The 15622-nt window shown below is 43.7% G+C and carries 18 protein-coding genes; 13 read left to right on the top strand and 5 right to left on the bottom strand.

The window, feature by feature from the left end; genetic code table 11:
- The first annotated feature begins 501 nt into the window (after positions 1–501).
- From H8K55_RS12285 to H8K55_RS12240, 10 genes are all read left to right on the top strand, one after another.
- Positions 502–1071: an RNA polymerase sigma factor gene (locus H8K55_RS12285; protein WP_186942362.1), complete on the top strand. Its 570-nt coding sequence runs from the start codon at positions 502–504 to the stop codon at positions 1069–1071.
- On the top strand, positions 1068–1499 hold the full coding sequence (locus tag H8K55_RS12280; RefSeq protein ID WP_186942361.1) for a DUF3619 family protein: 432 nt from the start codon (positions 1068–1070) through the stop codon (positions 1497–1499). Before H8K55_RS12285 ends, H8K55_RS12280 begins: the two co-directional genes overlap by 4 nt.
- Positions 1500–1501: 2 nt before the next feature.
- Entirely contained in the window at positions 1502–2176 is a 675-nt protein-coding gene (locus H8K55_RS12275; protein WP_186942360.1) for a DUF3106 domain-containing protein, read from the top strand.
- 18 nt (positions 2177–2194) lie between these two features.
- Entirely contained in the window at positions 2195–2716 is a 522-nt protein-coding gene (locus tag H8K55_RS12270) for an RDD family protein (protein WP_329605033.1), read from the top strand.
- A 129-nt stretch (positions 2717–2845) separates the two neighbouring features.
- Positions 2846–3520, top strand: a complete 675-nt coding sequence (locus H8K55_RS12265) for a TetR/AcrR family transcriptional regulator (RefSeq protein WP_186942358.1) — start codon at positions 2846–2848, stop codon at positions 3518–3520.
- Positions 3521–3529: 9 nt separating this feature from the next.
- Positions 3530–4090, top strand: a complete 561-nt coding sequence (locus H8K55_RS12260) for an LOG family protein (protein ID WP_186942357.1) — start codon at positions 3530–3532, stop codon at positions 4088–4090.
- Positions 4091–4339: 249 nt separating this feature from the next.
- Complete coding sequence (locus H8K55_RS12255; RefSeq protein ID WP_186942356.1) at positions 4340–4549, top strand: DUF3460 family protein; 210 nt, start codon at positions 4340–4342, stop codon at positions 4547–4549.
- Between the two features lie 51 nt (positions 4550–4600).
- A complete protein-coding gene (locus H8K55_RS12250) occupies positions 4601–5455 on the top strand; it encodes a segregation and condensation protein A (protein ID WP_186942355.1) in 855 nt (284 codons plus the stop codon).
- Positions 5456–5497: 42 nt separating this feature from the next.
- Entirely contained in the window at positions 5498–6337 is an 840-nt protein-coding gene (gene panC / locus H8K55_RS12245) for a pantoate--beta-alanine ligase (protein ID WP_186942354.1), read from the top strand.
- 10 nt (positions 6338–6347) lie between these two features.
- The gene (locus H8K55_RS12240; RefSeq protein ID WP_186942353.1) at positions 6348–7280 is read left to right on the top strand and encodes a cobalamin-binding protein; all 933 of its coding nucleotides are present in this window, start codon (positions 6348–6350) and stop codon (positions 7278–7280) included.
- Positions 7281–7531: 251 nt separating this feature from the next.
- Here the strand turns inward: H8K55_RS12240 and H8K55_RS12235 are convergent, their stop codons facing one another.
- Positions 7532–7708 (bottom strand): hypothetical protein, encoded by a 177-nt coding sequence (locus H8K55_RS12235; RefSeq protein ID WP_186942425.1) that lies wholly within the window; start codon positions 7706–7708, stop codon positions 7532–7534.
- Between the two features lie 187 nt (positions 7709–7895).
- Here H8K55_RS12235 and H8K55_RS12230 point away from each other — a divergent pair, with 187 nt between their 5' ends.
- Positions 7896–8534, top strand: coding sequence for a protein phosphatase CheZ (locus H8K55_RS12230; protein WP_186942352.1), 639 nt, complete (start codon positions 7896–7898; stop codon positions 8532–8534).
- A 116-nt stretch (positions 8535–8650) separates the two neighbouring features.
- On the opposite strand, the gene H8K55_RS12225 is transcribed toward H8K55_RS12230, so the two are convergent.
- The 4 genes from H8K55_RS12225 to H8K55_RS12210 form a co-directional block, all read right to left on the bottom strand.
- A complete protein-coding gene (locus H8K55_RS12225) occupies positions 8651–8875 on the bottom strand; it encodes a hypothetical protein (protein WP_186942351.1) in 225 nt (74 codons plus the stop codon).
- A 196-nt stretch (positions 8876–9071) separates the two neighbouring features.
- Positions 9072–10676 (bottom strand): serine hydrolase, encoded by a 1605-nt coding sequence (locus H8K55_RS12220; protein WP_186942350.1) that lies wholly within the window; start codon positions 10674–10676, stop codon positions 9072–9074.
- A gap of 54 nt (positions 10677–10730) precedes the next feature.
- Positions 10731–11417, bottom strand: coding sequence for a lipoprotein-releasing ABC transporter ATP-binding protein LolD (gene lolD / locus H8K55_RS12215; RefSeq protein WP_186942349.1), 687 nt, complete (start codon positions 11415–11417; stop codon positions 10731–10733).
- A complete protein-coding gene (locus H8K55_RS12210) occupies positions 11410–12666 on the bottom strand; it encodes a lipoprotein-releasing ABC transporter permease subunit (protein WP_186942348.1) in 1257 nt (418 codons plus the stop codon). Before H8K55_RS12210 ends, lolD begins: the two co-directional genes overlap by 8 nt.
- A 176-nt stretch (positions 12667–12842) precedes the next feature.
- Between H8K55_RS12210 and H8K55_RS12205 the strand changes: the two genes are divergently transcribed.
- Both H8K55_RS12205 and recJ read left to right on the top strand, forming a co-directional pair.
- Complete coding sequence (locus tag H8K55_RS12205; RefSeq protein ID WP_186942347.1) at positions 12843–13844, top strand: hypothetical protein; 1002 nt, start codon at positions 12843–12845, stop codon at positions 13842–13844.
- Between the two features lie 68 nt (positions 13845–13912).
- Positions 13913–15607, top strand: a complete 1695-nt coding sequence (gene recJ / locus H8K55_RS12200) for a single-stranded-DNA-specific exonuclease RecJ (RefSeq protein ID WP_186942346.1) — start codon at positions 13913–13915, stop codon at positions 15605–15607.
- Positions 15608–15622: the final 15 nt, after the last annotated feature.

The following is a 15622-nucleotide window of genomic DNA, read 5'->3' as shown; positions in this document are numbered from 1 at the left end:
GCAAAGCTTAATGGCGACTCGTGCGGTCAGGGTAAGGCTAAGAAATATTAAATTTCTCACGCTTGTGGCATGGGTTAGAACAAACTGCTACTAACAATTTACTGATAGTGACTTGTTGACAGAGGCATTGTGAGCCAGATCAAACAAGTGTTGGTACTCCGAGATTTTGGAGCGAGGCTCTACACTACTGCGATGCAACAATTTGGTCAAGTATATTTAGCGTGTATCGACAAGAAATTTCAAAGAAAACCGTAAATTCAAGTGCTTATCGCCTATTTATCTAACAAATAGACGAAGATTTTCATCAAATAAGAGGACATCATCAGGCTTTTTTGCTAGCATGTGCGCACTTTTGGTACGCGCGCAAAAAAAAGCATCGCACCGAAAATGTGCAAATGATGTAAACCAATGTTACGACTTGATCGTTAAGGCGCTTACGCTTGCATTTCGCTTTTTCTAACATTTTAGAAATTTTACGTTTTCCAAGGCACCATCCCCCGCATGGCAACCACTAAAGAATTATCCAACTTTCTAGAAGGCGTAGAGCGCCGCGCATTCAAACACGCAGTCTACATGGTGCGTAATGAAGAATCTGCGTTAGATATTGTGCAAGATGCAATGATCAAATTATCAGAAAAGTATGGTGACAAACCTGCTGATGAATTGCCTCTGCTTTTTCAAAGAATTTTGCAAAACACCATCTTGGATTTTTTCCGTCGAGAAAAAGTTCGCAATAATTGGGTTACCCTCTTTTCAAATATCACAACGAGTAATCAAGACGACGACAACTTTGATATATTAGAGGTTCACTCGGCGGAAGAAGGAAGCGAAGCCGCAGAATCAACAGAACAAAAATTAGAAAGAGAACAAGTTTTAAATATTATTGACGATGAGATAAAAAAACTACCAACGCGTCAACGAGAAGCCTTCCTCATGCGTTACTGGGAAGACATGGATGTTGCAGAGACCGCAACCGCCATGGGTTGTTCAGAGGGGAGCGTGAAAACGCATTGTTCAAGAGCTACTCACGCACTGGCAGCGTCACTTAAAGCAATAGGGATACATTTATGACTTACGCAAAAGAAAAAGAGGAAATCGACTTCGCCTATAAAGTGCGACGTGCGATGACCGAATCAAGCGAAAAACTTCCAGATGCTACATTGGAACGTTTGGCGGCAGCGCGTCAATTGGCCTTATCGCGCAAAAAGGAGGCCGAACCTAGTCGCGCCTTAGCATTTGGCGGTGTACTCGCAGGTAGCAATGGCATGTCATTTTCACAAAAAACTTGGTTTAATAAATCTTGGTTTGCGTTAGCTTTCCTTGTATTAGTGGCTGGTCTTTATGGTCTCTACGAATATGAACAAGAGCAACAAATCAATGATTTAGCTGAAATTGACGCTGCTGTACTGGTTGATGAGCTGCCACCAGATGCTTATTTAGACAGTGGTTTCAATGCTTATCTAAATAAAGAAACACCACCTGCAAAGACAGAGGAATAAGAGTGCGCATTAAGAATTTATCGTTCGCGTCAAATCTTCACATCATCGTCACACTATTGGCCATTAATATGGCCAGTAGTGCTTTTGCGTTCCAATCTCCGCCTCAAGCCACGTCGGCATCGACACCGGCCGCAGAGAATAGTGGAATTAGCGCCGCCGCTTCGACCACGTTGAGCCCTGCACAAGCACCGACTCAAAAACCAAATGCTGCGCCGGTCACCACGGGTAAAACCACATGGGCACAACTGAGTGCAGAACAAAAAACTGCCCTCACCCCACTCGCTAAAGAGTGGGACCAAATGGATGCTTTGCGCCAAAAAAAATGGCTGGGAGTAGCGAATAAATATACCAGCATGAAACCAGAAGAACAGCAAAGAGTTCAAGAGCGCGTGCAGACATGGGTTAAGATGACGCCGGAACAACGTATGGCGGTGCGCGAAAATTTTGCGAATACGAGCAAAAAATCTCCTGAGCAAAAATCAGCACAATGGCAGCAATATCAACAACTGAGCGAGTCAGAAAAACAAAAATTAGCAAATGAAGCCAAGGTGAAGAAGACAATTACAACAATTCAACCGGAATCTAAGCGCACAACGCCAGCTTTGGCGCCGTTGAAAAAAGGTCCCCCAACAGCTAATCCAGCAAGTAACAGCGCATCACAAGCTAGCATTAAGTAATTTGAAGAAATAGTACAAGTGACTCAGAATAATTCCGCTCCACAATTCCCTACTCCAAGTTTAAAACGCCGCCTCGTATGTATGATGATCTACGAAGCGGCATTAATCTTTGGTGTCATTTTTTTTGCCAGCTTTATTTTCGATGTCAGCACTCAAAGTAAGAGTGCACTCACCATGCGCCTCGCAAGAGAGATTTTTTTGTTTTTTGTTATCGGCAGCTATTTTGTTTTTTTCTGGCAGCGTAGCGGACAGACCTTGGCAATGCAAACTTGGCGCATCAAGTTAGTAAATGACGACTATCAACGCGTACCAGTCATCAAAGCAGTCGTACGTTATTGCCTCGCTTGGATGTGGTTTTTGCCTGGATTTATTGTTGCATACCAGTTTGGACTAAAAAATGCACAGCTCGCAATTCCCGTCGCGCTTGGTTTTTGCGGCTGGGCAGCGACTGCCTTTTTTGTCAAAGATGGCCAATTCTTGCATGATAAATTGGCCAAAACGCGCCTGATAGAACTCCCCAAGCCAATTGAGAAAAATTAAACAAGATCAAATTTGATTTCGTTTAATCACATTTTTACACCTGTAAATTTGGGGTATTGCTTGATTCAATGATATTCTATTGCCAAACGATCGCTACTTGCGATTAGACAAAATCAATAGGCATTCAACATGCAAACCAAAACACCAAGACGAACGCGCGACCGCATATTAGATCTATCACTCAAGTTATTTAACGACTTTGGTGAGCCGAATATCACGACGACGATCATCGCTGAAGAAATGAGCATTTCTCCAGGCAATCTGTACTACCACTTCCGCAATAAAGAAGACATCGTCAATTCTTTATTTCTGCAATTTGAAGAGGAAATCAATAAGAAACTTGCATTTCCTGAAGGTAGAAAAGCCAATATTCAAGACATCTGGACTTACCTGCATCTGACCTTTGAATTGATTTGGCGCTATCGTTTTTTCTACCGCGACCTCAACGATTTACTAACACGCAATCGCAAATTAGAACTCACTTTTAAGCAGATTCTGAATCACAAAATTAAAGTAGCAACAGAATTGTGTCTGGGTCTGCGTGCAGACGGTGAATTTGAGGCAGATGACATCACGGTAGAGGCACTGGCAACCAATATGGTCGTTGTTGCGACTTACTGGCTATCGTACGAATACGTCCGTAATCCGCGTAAATATACCGAGTTGCAAACGATGTCCGAATCTCTAGCGCGTGGCTGTTATCAAGTCATCGTACAAATTAGCCCCTATTTGCGTGGCCACACCAAAGAAGTTTTTGAGAAGCTGTCTCATGACTATCTCATGAAAATTAAACGAGAAACCTAGACCAAGCTCATGAAATCAATTTGTGTTTACTGTGGATCATCTAGTGGTAACTCTCCTGCATTTCACCAGGCTGCATTGGCATTAGCAAAGCAATTGACCAATCAAAATCTCGAATTGATCTATGGCGGCGGTGATGTAGGATTAATGAAGATTATCGCGGATGAGTGCCTGCGACTCGGTGGGCATGTGACAGGGGTCATCCCTCAGGCGTTATTAGACCGCGAGGTGGGTCATCGTAATTTAAACAAACTGCATGTGGTAGCAAATATGCATGAGCGCAAAGCCTTGATGGCTGAATTGTCTGATGGATTTATTGCTCTACCTGGTGGCATTGGGACCCTGGAAGAATTATTTGAAATGTTTACGTGGCTGCAACTCGGCTTCCACCACAAACCTTTGGGCTTATTAAATGTGAATGGTTTCTACGATCATTTATTGCAATTTCTAGAACACGCGGTATTTTCTGGCTTTTTAAAACCCGAACACAACGCCTTATTGATCAAAGAGATCGATCCTTCGCTATTACTGAATCGTATGCACCATTTTGAAGATGCTATTAACGCTAAATAAGACTAAATAAAGCTCTAAATAATTTAAATTCAACTGAAATCACCTTCAGAAAGATCAAACTAGCTGACTGCAACTAGCTTGAGAGTTTGATTTGATTAAGAATTTCGCATTTCAGACACAATATTTTCCAGGAATAAGCGCTCTAATCACAGGAAAGCTTACATTTACGAGGTAAAATGCGAGGCTAACCTGAATCCATCATAAAAATGTTGGCGCAGTCACCGACCCTTACCTTTCGATTGAAAACCCATGAAATTTTCCAAACAATTTTCTCTCTATCAATCTGAAGCCACGCAATTTCTCAACGGCTTAAAATCAGCAAATCCACAATTAGAACAAGGTCAACGTGACGGTCGCGCCCTACTTTGGGATAAAGCGCCAATTGATCTTGATACACAACGCCGCACAGCAGAAGCGCGCGTAGATCAGCAGCCTTACGTCTATCAAAATAAAAATTAAGCACGGTCTCAGCTAACTGAAATAAATCGTTAGCGACGAAAGCTTCCGCGCATGTCTACACAAAATTTATCCACGACAGAATTGCCTCTCATCGGTGCCACTGACAGCACACCCGATGTCGTGGACGGCTTGGCTTTTGCAAAGCTATATGGCGAGCCTTTATTCAAGCTTCCTAACGACTTATATATCCCACCAGATGCCTTAGAGATATTTCTAGAGGCGTTTGAGGGACCTTTGGATTTGCTGCTTTATCTGATTCGCAAACAGAATTTCAATATTCTTGATATTCCCATGGCGCAGGTGACGCAACAATACTTGCTTTATGTCGATCAAATTCGCAAACACAACTTAGAGTTAGCTGCTGAATATCTGCTAATGGCAGCGATGCTGATTGAAATCAAATCGCGCATGCTGGTACCTAGCAATAAAGCACAAGAAGGCGAAGAAGCGGATGATCCGCGCGCGGCCTTAGTGCGCCGCTTGCTTGAGTATGAGCAAATGAAGTTGGCGGCATATGATTTAAACACCATTCCGCAGCTAGGCCGTGACTTCTTGCATGCCCAAGTATTTATCGAACAGAATACTATTTTGCATTGGCCAGAAGTAAGAGTCGCCGACTTACAACAAGCCTGGGCAGATGTTTTGGGCAGAGCAAAATTGGTAGCCCATCACAAAATTAGTCGCGAAGAATTGTCGGTGCGTGAACACATGAGCAGTATTTTGCGCCGACTACAATCCAACAAATTCGTTGAATTTGCCGATTTATTCGACCCTAGTCGTGGCGCCCCTGTTCTGGTAGTTAACTTCGTCGCCCTACTCGAATTGGCGAAAGAAACTTTAATCGAAATCACACAAGCCGAAGCCTACGCGCCTATTTATGTCAGGCTGGCCTACGCGCCGGTTTGATCATTCCCTCATTGCCTTACCTCATATTACGATCTTAATCACATGAAAATTATTTCCTCCATTGAAGAGCTACGCGATCAATTACGCGGACAATTACGCACAGCTTTTGTTCCGACAATGGGAAATCTGCATGAAGGTCATTTGTCCCTGATGCGTTTGGCACGTCGACATGGAGACCCGGTTGTCGCGTCAATTTTCGTCAATCGTCTGCAATTCGGTCCCAATGAAGATTTCGATAAATATCCTAGAACATTTCAAGCGGATATTGAAAAGCTAGAAAAAGAAGGTGTGTATGTTTTATTTGCACCAAGCGAGAAAGATCTCTATCCGGAACCACAAGAATATCGTGTACAACCGCCAAATGACTTGGGCGATATTCTTGAAGGTGAATTCCGCCCTGGTTTTTTCAACGGCGTGAGCACCGTCGTCTTAAAACTTTTTTCGTGCGTACAACCTAGAGTTGCAGTTTTCGGAAAAAAGGATTATCAACAACTGATGATTATTCGTAATATGGCGAAGCAATTTGCGCTACCTACCGAAATCATCGCGGCAGAAACATGGCGCGCAGAAGATGGATTAGCATTGTCGTCCCGCAATGGTTATTTGAGCAGTAGTGAACGTGACGAGGCGCCGACACTTTATAAAATTCTCAATCAAGTGGCGGATCAAGTTCGCAGTGGTGACCAAAACTTAGCGACTATTGAGCAGCAAGCAATGCAAGAATTAACCCAACGTGCATGGAAACCTGACTACGTTGCTATTCGTAAGCAATCCAATTTGCAGGCTCCAAGCGCTGAAGATCTGGCGAACAAAGAAGCGCTTGTCGTATTAAGTGCGGCTAAGTTAGGCAATACTCGTTTGATCGATAATTTAGAAATATAGGTCAATCACGATGTCCATACTATCGCCTGCTCTGCGTCACATCATTAGTGTCAACATTGGTGCCAGCCTTATTGCCGCCAGCTTGAATTTTTCTTGTGCTTTTGTAGCGCAAGCAGATGTAAAAGTCATCGATGACGGGCAACGCACAGTCAGTCTGGCGCAACCAGCAAAACGTATCATCAGCTTAGCGCCACACGTCACTGAAATGATTTTTGCGGCTGGTGCCGGGCAATTCTTAATTGGCGTCAGTGACTATAGTGACTATCCAGAGCAAGCCAAAAAGATCCCATCTGTTGGTAATATATTCGCGCTGGATCTGGAGCGTTTACTAGCTCTGAAACCGGACTTAGTGATTATTTGGGGCACTGGCAACGCGAAGCACTTGGCAAAAAAATTACGCGATAACAAAGTCACAGTTTTTGAAAGTGAACCTCACACTTTTGAAGATATAGCGAGTTCATTAGAACGGATTGCCGTCCTAAGTGGCACTGAAGCGATTGGCAATATCGCGGCCAAACAATTTAGAGAACGTCTGCAAAGCTTAAGTAGCAACTATCGCTTAAAAGATAAAGAAACCGCTATCAGCGTCTTCCATCAAATGGTCAAAAGTCCGCTGATGACGGTGAATCAAGAACATTTCATCTCGAAAATGATCACACTCTGCGGAGGCCGTAACGTATTCGCGGAATTGAAAGATATTAGTTCCACTATTACGGTGGAAGCGCTATTGGCAGCTAACCCCGAACTTATTTTCAGCAGCGGCAAGGACAATCTCAAGTTACTGAAAGACTGGGAAGGTTTCCCGACCCTACAGGCTGTCAAAAAACAAAACTTGTACAGCATACCCGGTGATTGGTTGCACCGTGCTGGGCCACGCGTATTAGATGCGACCGAACAATTATGTAAAGACATTGCTGAAACACGCAAAAAAATTCAGCGCTAAAAAAATTCAGTACTAAGCAGTCGCTAAATAAGTCGAAAAAATCTGACTTTAAGCACCCGTGCGCAATGTTTTATTTTATCTTATCGACGTAAGAAAATAGGTACACATCACAAAAACAATGGATGGCGAACTCTCCCCCCTCTCGAACTAAGCTGCATTATTACAATCACGACTAAATCAGCAAAAATAAAAAGGAAATGCGAATCACTGCATTTCCTTCCTTGATATTTGTTCGCGTCCGCTGAAATCAGCTAAGCGGGTTCATTTTTCTGATTAATATAGTCGTCAGTAGTCTCCACTTCGGCAGGCTCATTGTCATCTGCGTCAACGCTTCCGCGCTCTGCCCGATTTTTTAATTTCTCTTCCTTTTTTCGCTTCTTCGCCAATTCTTTTTGACGTTTCTCATATCCGTAATTTGGAGTGGCCACAATGATCCTTTAATTTTTCCAACACTTTACCACATGGTTTCACATCTCTCTGAGATATAAATTCAGTAAGAAGTAAAAAGGAGAATTCCATTTATGATGTATTTTTTCCCAAAACAATCTTTTATATTGAAGGATTAATTTTTCTGATTTAGTATGGATTCATCAATAAATGCTCAAAAGGCCTGATATGAATCAAACACCACCGGCAGTTAATGGGACTGTAGATGATAATCCTGAATTGATGTACAAGGGATTAGGGCATGTCGTTAGGGCTTTACATGATGCTCTAACCTGGGTTGGCGCCAACGATATATTAGCTGAAGCATCGAATGAATTTCCCTCTGCACGAGAGAGACTTAATCACATAGGTGTCTTAACAGAAAAAGCTGCCAACACTGTTTTATCCACTGTCGAAGACACTTTGCCTTTACAGCATGCTGCGACTAAAAATGCTGAAGAATTGCTGTCTCAATTCAATCGTGTCCCGCTAGAAAATTTATCTAAAGAAGAGTTATTGGCAATAGCAAATCAAGCTCACAGCTTTATTACCGTATCCAAGAGCAATAGTATGACGATGGAAAAGGCTTTGTCCGAGATTATGATGGCACAGGATTTTCAAGATCTGACGGGTCAACTCATAAAAAAAGTGGTGAATCTGCTTGAAAGAACTGAAACTGATCTGCTTGAATTACTTATCAGCGGAGCGCCAGCGGGCACTATTTCTGCAATGAAAAAAGAAGATCTGCTAGCCGGCCCAGGAGCTGTTGGAGGCGTGCAACTTAATCAGGAAAATGTAGATGATTTATTGTCAGATCTCGGCTTTTAATACAACAGACCCAATAGTATGTTCTGATCGGCTTTAGGCTTATGAGGTAAGTTTAATTAGGGGTGCCCCCCTACAACAATAAAACAATCCTGAAATTACCAAAGCCAAACACGCAATCATCTTGCCTTTGACAAAATCACCAACCATTTACGAAACAATAGAATTTCCAAGTGCCCAGCCTGAACGCCAGTCGAACATTCGATCACAGGGTTCACTTGATATTGGCGATTTCTAAAATCTTTGCATACAAAAATTTCGCGACGTCCAAAACGCATTAAGAATGTGCTTGGTGAAAATTGCACAGCAAAGCGTGTATCAAAAGATTGTTCTAAGTTAGTCATTTGGCGAATTCCCCATAAATAATTATCGAAACTGCTAAAACTGAACACAGCGATCAAACATTCAAATAACTGTATGCATATCCAGTGATTGGTACTGTAAATGAAAACACCTGATCATGCAATCAGTATTTGTAAGCTGTTGTTTTATCTCGATTTATTACAAAATAAGGAATTCTTTATTTTAACTAATACCCAATTATGGTTTTACAAGGCGGAAATCTAAATCATGAAAATCGAAGCTAAAATCGGTTGCAGGTGAAATTGCTTTCATCGACATAGACACAGGTTTTCCTTCAACATCTAAAGCAAAATTAGCATAGGCATCTGCATTAAGCGTTCTATCATTCCATTTCACAATGAAGGTATTTCCCTTGTAAAAATGCATTTCACCGGTTAATGCGGGCGAGCGTTTCGCACTAAAAATCATTTTTCCATTTTCCGCACGAATACTGATATCGCCGAACCAATTATCTCTGTAAGTCCCTAAGTAAATCGACTGGTCGATCTTATTATTCGCCTTATTTTTTTGTTGCGTCTCAATTGCCTTCCATACATCAGCCACTTCTTTATCGTTTTCGGCATCACGCTTTAATTGACGCTCGTGATTTTCTTTTACTCTGTCAATCGTTGGCATGCCCAAATAGCTGTCTTTAATCGTATTCGTAATCGACGTAAATGCGGCACCGGACTCTTGATTCGTTAACACAATAATTCCTAATTTAAGTTCTGGAATTAATGTTACTTGCGTGACCATTCCTAACAGCCCACCGGTATGCGCCACTTGCTTATATCCTTTTACGTCACTCAACCCCCACCCAATACCGTACGAGGCAAAATGGGTGTTGTAAGTTCCTGTATTGGTGCCTGTTTGCAATATGGTTTGTGGCGACCACATCTCGTGTTGTACCTTTTCGCTGAAGAGCCTTTGCTTATTTTCTGTGCCATAAGTTCCCTTATTTAACTGCATTCGAACCCATAGGCTCATATCATGAATATTGCTGTAAATTCCCCCTGCCGCATTGATCACTTCATTTGGTCTGAAGGGTACCGTTTGTAACGCGCCGTTTACTGGCACATGAGGGTCAACCTGATTTTCACCGTGCTTTAAACGTGTAATTGATGCCGCACTTTCATTCATGGCTAGCGGCTTCATGATGCGCTGTTCAATAAAGTCTTCCCAGCTCATTCCAGAAACACGTTTAATCACTTCACCAGCGACAATATACAAATTATTGTCGTAATCGTACTTAGCCCGGAAACTGGAAACCGGTTTCAAAAACCGTAAATTATGAATCACGTCTTTAAGAGTAAAATCGCTGCCATCCGGAAAAAACATTAAGTCGCCCGCCCCAAGACCCAATCCGCTACGATGCGTCATCAAATCTAACACTGTAAATTCATCGGTAACATAGGGGTTATAAAGTTTGAACTCAGGAATAATATTGGTAACTTTTTCATTCCATTTCAGCTTTTTCTCATCGACTAAGATTGCCAGCGCTGCCGCAGTAAAGGCTTTTGAGTTCGATGCAATTCCTACTAACGTATGTTCATCCATCGCCAGTTTCGATTTAATCGAACGAACACCGTAGCCTTTGCTATGCACGACTTGGTCATCTTTAATCACGGCAACCGAAATACCAGGCACGTTAAAAGTTTTCATCGCCGACTCAACTACGGCATCAATTTGTGCCGTCGTCAATACTGGAGGATTCGCTTGCACATTCGACTGCGCATGCGCCAAGTGGCCAACCATCACACTGGTCAAACATATCCATAAATAAGTGCGTACAATTTTTTTCATCTTTGTCTCCACAATTTCATTTTTTTCGCATCAGCATTTTTAGGGTTCAAAGCATCAACCCGCGGTTAATCCATTCGATGTCAATCGCAAGATTCGATCACAACGTTTCGCCAAGTCTGCATCATGCGTAACGATGACAAACGCTGTTCCCAACGTTTTCGATAACTCCAGCATCAAAGCAAATACTTGATCTGCAATACCACGATCAAGATTCCCAGTTGGTTCATCGGCTAATACACAAGCAGGATTCGTCACCAGAGCACGCGCCAATGCAACGCGTTGACGCTCACCACCAGAAAGCTCACCTGGGACATGAGTAATACGATGTTCCAAACCCACTTTACTTAACATTGTCTTCGCAATTGCTTGTGCTTCTGCTCGCGGCATACGGCGAATTAGCAAAGGCATAGCGACATTATCGAGCGCTGAAAATTCCGGCAAGAGATGATGAAACTGGTACACAAAGCCTAAGGATTTATTGCGCAAATCACCGCGCGCAGATTCGTTCATATTCGCAAAATCATAGCCTAATAAATTAACGATACCTCGACTCGGCGTATCTAATCCGCCCAATAAATGCAATAAGGTCGATTTACCAGAACCTGAGGCTCCAACGATGGCGACCCGCTCGCCAGCTTGTATTGAGAACTCAACCGACTCCAGCACTTTCACTGCCTGTTCGCCTTGACCAAAGGTTTTTGCCAGATTTTTACAAGACAAAACTGTTTGAACTTTACTCATAACGCAGAGCCTCCGCAGGTTTAACGCGGGCAGCTCGCCAGCTAGGATAAATTGTCGCTAAAAATGCCAATACAATCGCAATACCGCCGATAGTCCAGACATCTGACCAATGCAAATCGGAAGGCAAGGTACTGATTACATAGACTTCTTTTGAAAGAAATTGTATGCCGAGTATTTTCTCAATAAACGGTACGATGACATCGATATTCAGAGCGACAATTATTCCTGACAGCACACCAAGTGCAGTGCCAAACAATCCCACTAAACCGCCCTGCACCATAAAAATTTTCATGATCGACATAGGCGATGCGCCCAAAGTACGCAAGATCGCGATATCCGCTTGTTTTTCCGTGACAGTCATGACCAAAGTCGAGACCAGATTAAAAGCCGCCACAGCAATAATCAAAGTGAGAATGATGAACATCATGGTTTTCTCAGTTTTTACTGCCGCGAAATAATTGCTGTTCTGTTGTGACCAGTCACGTGCAATTAAACTACCACCCAATGTTCGACTCAATTCAAATGCGACTTGCGGCGCTTTTAACATGTCTTTGATTTTTAGACGTACGCCGGTCGGTGCTTCCTGACGAAAGAATTTTTGCGCATCCGCGATATGAATAAACGCCATGCCAGAGTCGAATTCGTAATGCCCTGCCTCGAACACTGCTACGACAGTAAAGCCTTTTAAACGCGGGATGGTGCCCGCTGGTGTAAGTTGACCTTCAGGCGCGGCTAATGTAACTTTATCGCCTATGCCTACATGCATGGCTCGCGCCAAATCAACACCCAAAATTATATTGAAAGCGCCTTCTTTCAGATCCGTTAATTTACCTGCTTTGACCTTAGTCGCAATGATAGAAACTTTAGGTTCATCTTCTGGCAGAATACCGCGTAACATGGCACCACGCATCACGCCATCATTCACGATCATACTTTGCGCGTCGACATACGGCGCTGCAGCAAGGACTGCTGGATGCTTCAAAGTTTGCTGCGCGGTCGCTTGCCAATCTGGGATCACACCACTGGCATCAAATACTTCTATGTGAGGCAACACAGAAAGCATGCGGTCACGGACTTCCTTCTGAAATCCATTCATGACCGACAAAACAATGATTAAGGCCGCGACACCAAGCGCGATGCCGGCCATAGAAATAAGGGAAATAAAAGAAATAAAGCTATTGCGACTACTGCGACGCCCGGCGCGGGTGTAGCGTAAGCCGACTAACCATTCAAAAGAGAGGTTTTTCACAAAGTTGGTATTCCAAAGAAATTAATTACGAACATAAAACTACTCTTGCCAGAAGCAGCAAGCTATTTCCCCCATTGATGCTCAACAACACGGTCACATCAAGCCTGATTAAGTTAAATCGATGAAAAAAAGCTGGCAAATCTTCAAGAGCCCGTAGTTTGCCATACAATGACACTATGAGCCATTTAGAAATTATTGTGCCTTTTGGCATTCCCCCCGCAGCTTTGGCTAAAGAGTTAGTCAAGCAAATGAAAACGCCTTCGCTGGCAAGCCTATTGGGCTATGCGCGAGGCAAGAATATACATGAACATGATGAGTTCGCCAGACAATTGCCTCACGAAGCGTGGCTGACACGCGCATTCAAGACGCCAACAAATATTGCAAATAGCTCGCCATTGACGCATCAACGCATGCAAGCTTTTGGATTACAGCCAGCGCACGGATTTTGGTTCACATTAAGCCCCATCCATATCCACATTGCACGCGACCACATGGTGATGACGGATCAGCGCCGCTTAGAGATCGATGATAAAGAATCACGCGCACTTTTTGATGCCGCACAAGAAATCTGCGAAGAATTGGGCAAGCCTCTGCTCTATGGTGATGCCAAAACCTGGTTCTTACATGCCGACGAGTGGCACGCCATGCACACAGCAAGTCTCGATGCCGCCGCCGGTCACAATATGGAAATTTGGATTGCCAAAGGTGAACACGAAGTGGCCTGGCGCAAACTACAAAATGAAATTCAAATGCTGTGGCATATTCATCCTGTCAATCAAGCGCGCGAAGAGCAAGGCCGCACTACCATTAACTCGGTTTGGCTGCATAGTGGAAGTGCAGAAATGCACGCCACCATTCATCAAACGAATACGCCGCATTTTAATGTCATCAAAGATCAAACTGATTCAACTAGCATTTTAGTTGAGGACTTATTAGAACCCGCACTCAATAGCGACTGGGGAAATTGGCTGGCACGCATGAATCAGCTAGAAAAAAACTGGTTTGAACCTGCCTTAGGTGCCTTACAGAATAAGCAGATTAAGACTTTGCACCTGGTATTGAGTGATGGTCAACGCTTGTGTCAAATTTCTTGTCGGGCGCCACAAGCATGGAAATTTTGGCGGCAACCTAGTCTTCAAACTTTATTAGCATTAGCGAATTCACCCGCTAAAATCTAGCAGCAAGCAGCAGTAAAAAACATTCCGCACCAATTTTAAAGATTTTCATCACTCAGCATTCTTATTCTATGACACGCATCAGCATCCGCCCTTACCCATTTCGCCAGGCAGAATTACTCAAGCAAAGTGGTTTGCATCCCGTATTGGCGAGGCTTTTTGCGGCGCGTGGTATCGTTACTGCAGAAGAATTATTGACGGATCTGCCTGCATTGATCCCGCCCAATCAATTACTGAATAGCGAAAAAGCGGCAAAATTCTTAGCCGATGCGATTGCCGCCAACAAGAAACTGGTAATCGTGGCGGATTATGACTGTGATGGTGCTACCGCCTGTGCGGTTGGTTTGCGTGGTTTAAGAATGTTAGGTGCAACAGTTGATTACATCGTGCCGAATCGATTTGAATATGGCTATGGCTTAACACCGGAAATTGTCGAACTCACCGCGCGCGAAAAATCACCCGATATCATCGTTACTGTCGATAACGGCATTGCCAGCATAGATGGAGTCGCTGCCGCGAATGCGCGTGGCATACAAGTACTGGTCACCGATCATCATTTGCCTGCAGATAGCTTGCCGCAAGCGAGCGTCATTGTTAATCCTAATCAGCCATTTTGCGACTTCCCTAGTAAAAACTTGGCGGGTGTCGGCGTCATGTTTTATGTATTGTTAGCATTACGCGCAGAGCTACGTCAACGTGGTGCATTCGATCAACAAAATCAACCAAAACTAGATACCTTGCTCGATCTGGTCGCGTTGGGAACAGTAGCAGACGTCGTAAAACTCGATCCCAACAATCGAATTCTGGTTGCTCAGGGTCTTAAGCGTATGCGCGCTGGTCGCATGCATGCTGGGATTGCCGCGATCTTTCGCGTCGCTGGTCGTGAACCCCGTTTAGCCAGTCCTTTCGATTTAGGCTTTGCGGTCGGCCCCAGACTAAATGCAGCTGGTCGTTTGGCAGACATGTCACTCGGCATCGAGTGTTTAACCACAGACGATGAAGGGCGCGCTTGGCAGATTGCACAAGAACTCAATAGCATCAACGCTGATCGCAAAGATATAGAACGCGAAATGCAAGATGTAGCACTACTCCATTTAGATGATTTTCAAGCGCAAGACACACACACTATTACCGTATTCGACGCCTCTTGGCACCAGGGTGTAATCGGGATTGTCGCTTCACGTTTAAAAGACAAATTTTATCGCCCGACAATTACTTTCGCTCCGGGTGACGAAGGTTTGATCAAAGGTTCAGGCCGATCAATTCCCGGTTTCCATTTACGCGATGCCTTAGATTTGGTTTCTAAACATGCCCCGAGTTTGATACAAAAATTTGGCGGCCATGCGATGGCGGCGGGCTTAACCATACGTGCTGAAGACTTTGAAGCGTTTCAAATTGCCTTTGAAGCTGTCGGTAAATCATGGTTAAGACAAGAGCAATTAGAACGTATTATCGAAACTGACGGCGTACTGGAAGAAGCCTATTACTCCACCGATTTTATTGAACTCTTGGACAGCCAAGTGTGGGGGCAAGGTTTTGCACCGCCCATATTCTGCGATGAATTCAAATTAGTATCGCAAAGAATTCTTAAAGAACGGCATTTAAAAATGCTGCTAGAAAAAAATGGAATGCGTTACGATGCCATCTGGTTTGGGCATACCGACAGTTTTGGCGAGCGAGTCAAAGTAGCGTTCAGACTAGATGCTAATGAATACAATGGCGTCACCAAAGTACAGCTATTGGTTGAGCATGTTGAGCAGGCTTGATCAATATCTGAGATA

This window comes from Affinundibacterium flavidum, from assembly GCF_014284175.1.
Lineage (GTDB): Bacteria > Pseudomonadota > Gammaproteobacteria > Burkholderiales > Burkholderiaceae_D > Undibacterium > Undibacterium flavidum.
This window is presented reverse-complemented; position numbering and strand designations above follow the sequence as displayed.

Excerpts from the sequence above, each read along its gene's own strand:
- lolD (WP_186942349.1), bottom strand. The coding sequence starts at position 11,417 with ATGAGTAAAGTTCAAACAGTTTTGTCTTGTAAAAATCTGGCAAAAACC.
- H8K55_RS12250 (WP_186942355.1), top strand. The coding sequence starts at position 4,601 with ATGTCTACACAAAATTTATCCACGACAGAATTGCCTCTCATCGGTGCC.
- H8K55_RS12225 (WP_186942351.1), bottom strand. The coding sequence starts at position 8,875 with ATGACTAACTTAGAACAATCTTTTGATACACGCTTTGCTGTGCAATTT.
- H8K55_RS12260 (WP_186942357.1), top strand. The coding sequence starts at position 3,530 with ATGAAATCAATTTGTGTTTACTGTGGATCATCTAGTGGTAACTCTCCT.
- H8K55_RS12220 (WP_186942350.1), bottom strand. The coding sequence starts at position 10,676 with ATGAAAAAAATTGTACGCACTTATTTATGGATATGTTTGACCAGTGTG.
- panC (WP_186942354.1), top strand. The coding sequence starts at position 5,498 with ATGAAAATTATTTCCTCCATTGAAGAGCTACGCGATCAATTACGCGGA.
- H8K55_RS12230 (WP_186942352.1), top strand. The coding sequence starts at position 7,896 with ATGAATCAAACACCACCGGCAGTTAATGGGACTGTAGATGATAATCCT.
- H8K55_RS12265 (WP_186942358.1), top strand. The coding sequence starts at position 2,846 with ATGCAAACCAAAACACCAAGACGAACGCGCGACCGCATATTAGATCTA.
- H8K55_RS12240 (WP_186942353.1), top strand. The coding sequence starts at position 6,348 with ATGTCCATACTATCGCCTGCTCTGCGTCACATCATTAGTGTCAACATT.
- H8K55_RS12280 (WP_186942361.1), top strand. The coding sequence starts at position 1,068 with ATGACTTACGCAAAAGAAAAAGAGGAAATCGACTTCGCCTATAAAGTG.
- recJ (WP_186942346.1), top strand. The coding sequence starts at position 13,913 with ATGACACGCATCAGCATCCGCCCTTACCCATTTCGCCAGGCAGAATTA.
- H8K55_RS12285 (WP_186942362.1), top strand. The coding sequence starts at position 502 with ATGGCAACCACTAAAGAATTATCCAACTTTCTAGAAGGCGTAGAGCGC.
- H8K55_RS12255 (WP_186942356.1), top strand. The coding sequence starts at position 4,340 with ATGAAATTTTCCAAACAATTTTCTCTCTATCAATCTGAAGCCACGCAA.
- H8K55_RS12205 (WP_186942347.1), top strand. The coding sequence starts at position 12,843 with ATGAGCCATTTAGAAATTATTGTGCCTTTTGGCATTCCCCCCGCAGCT.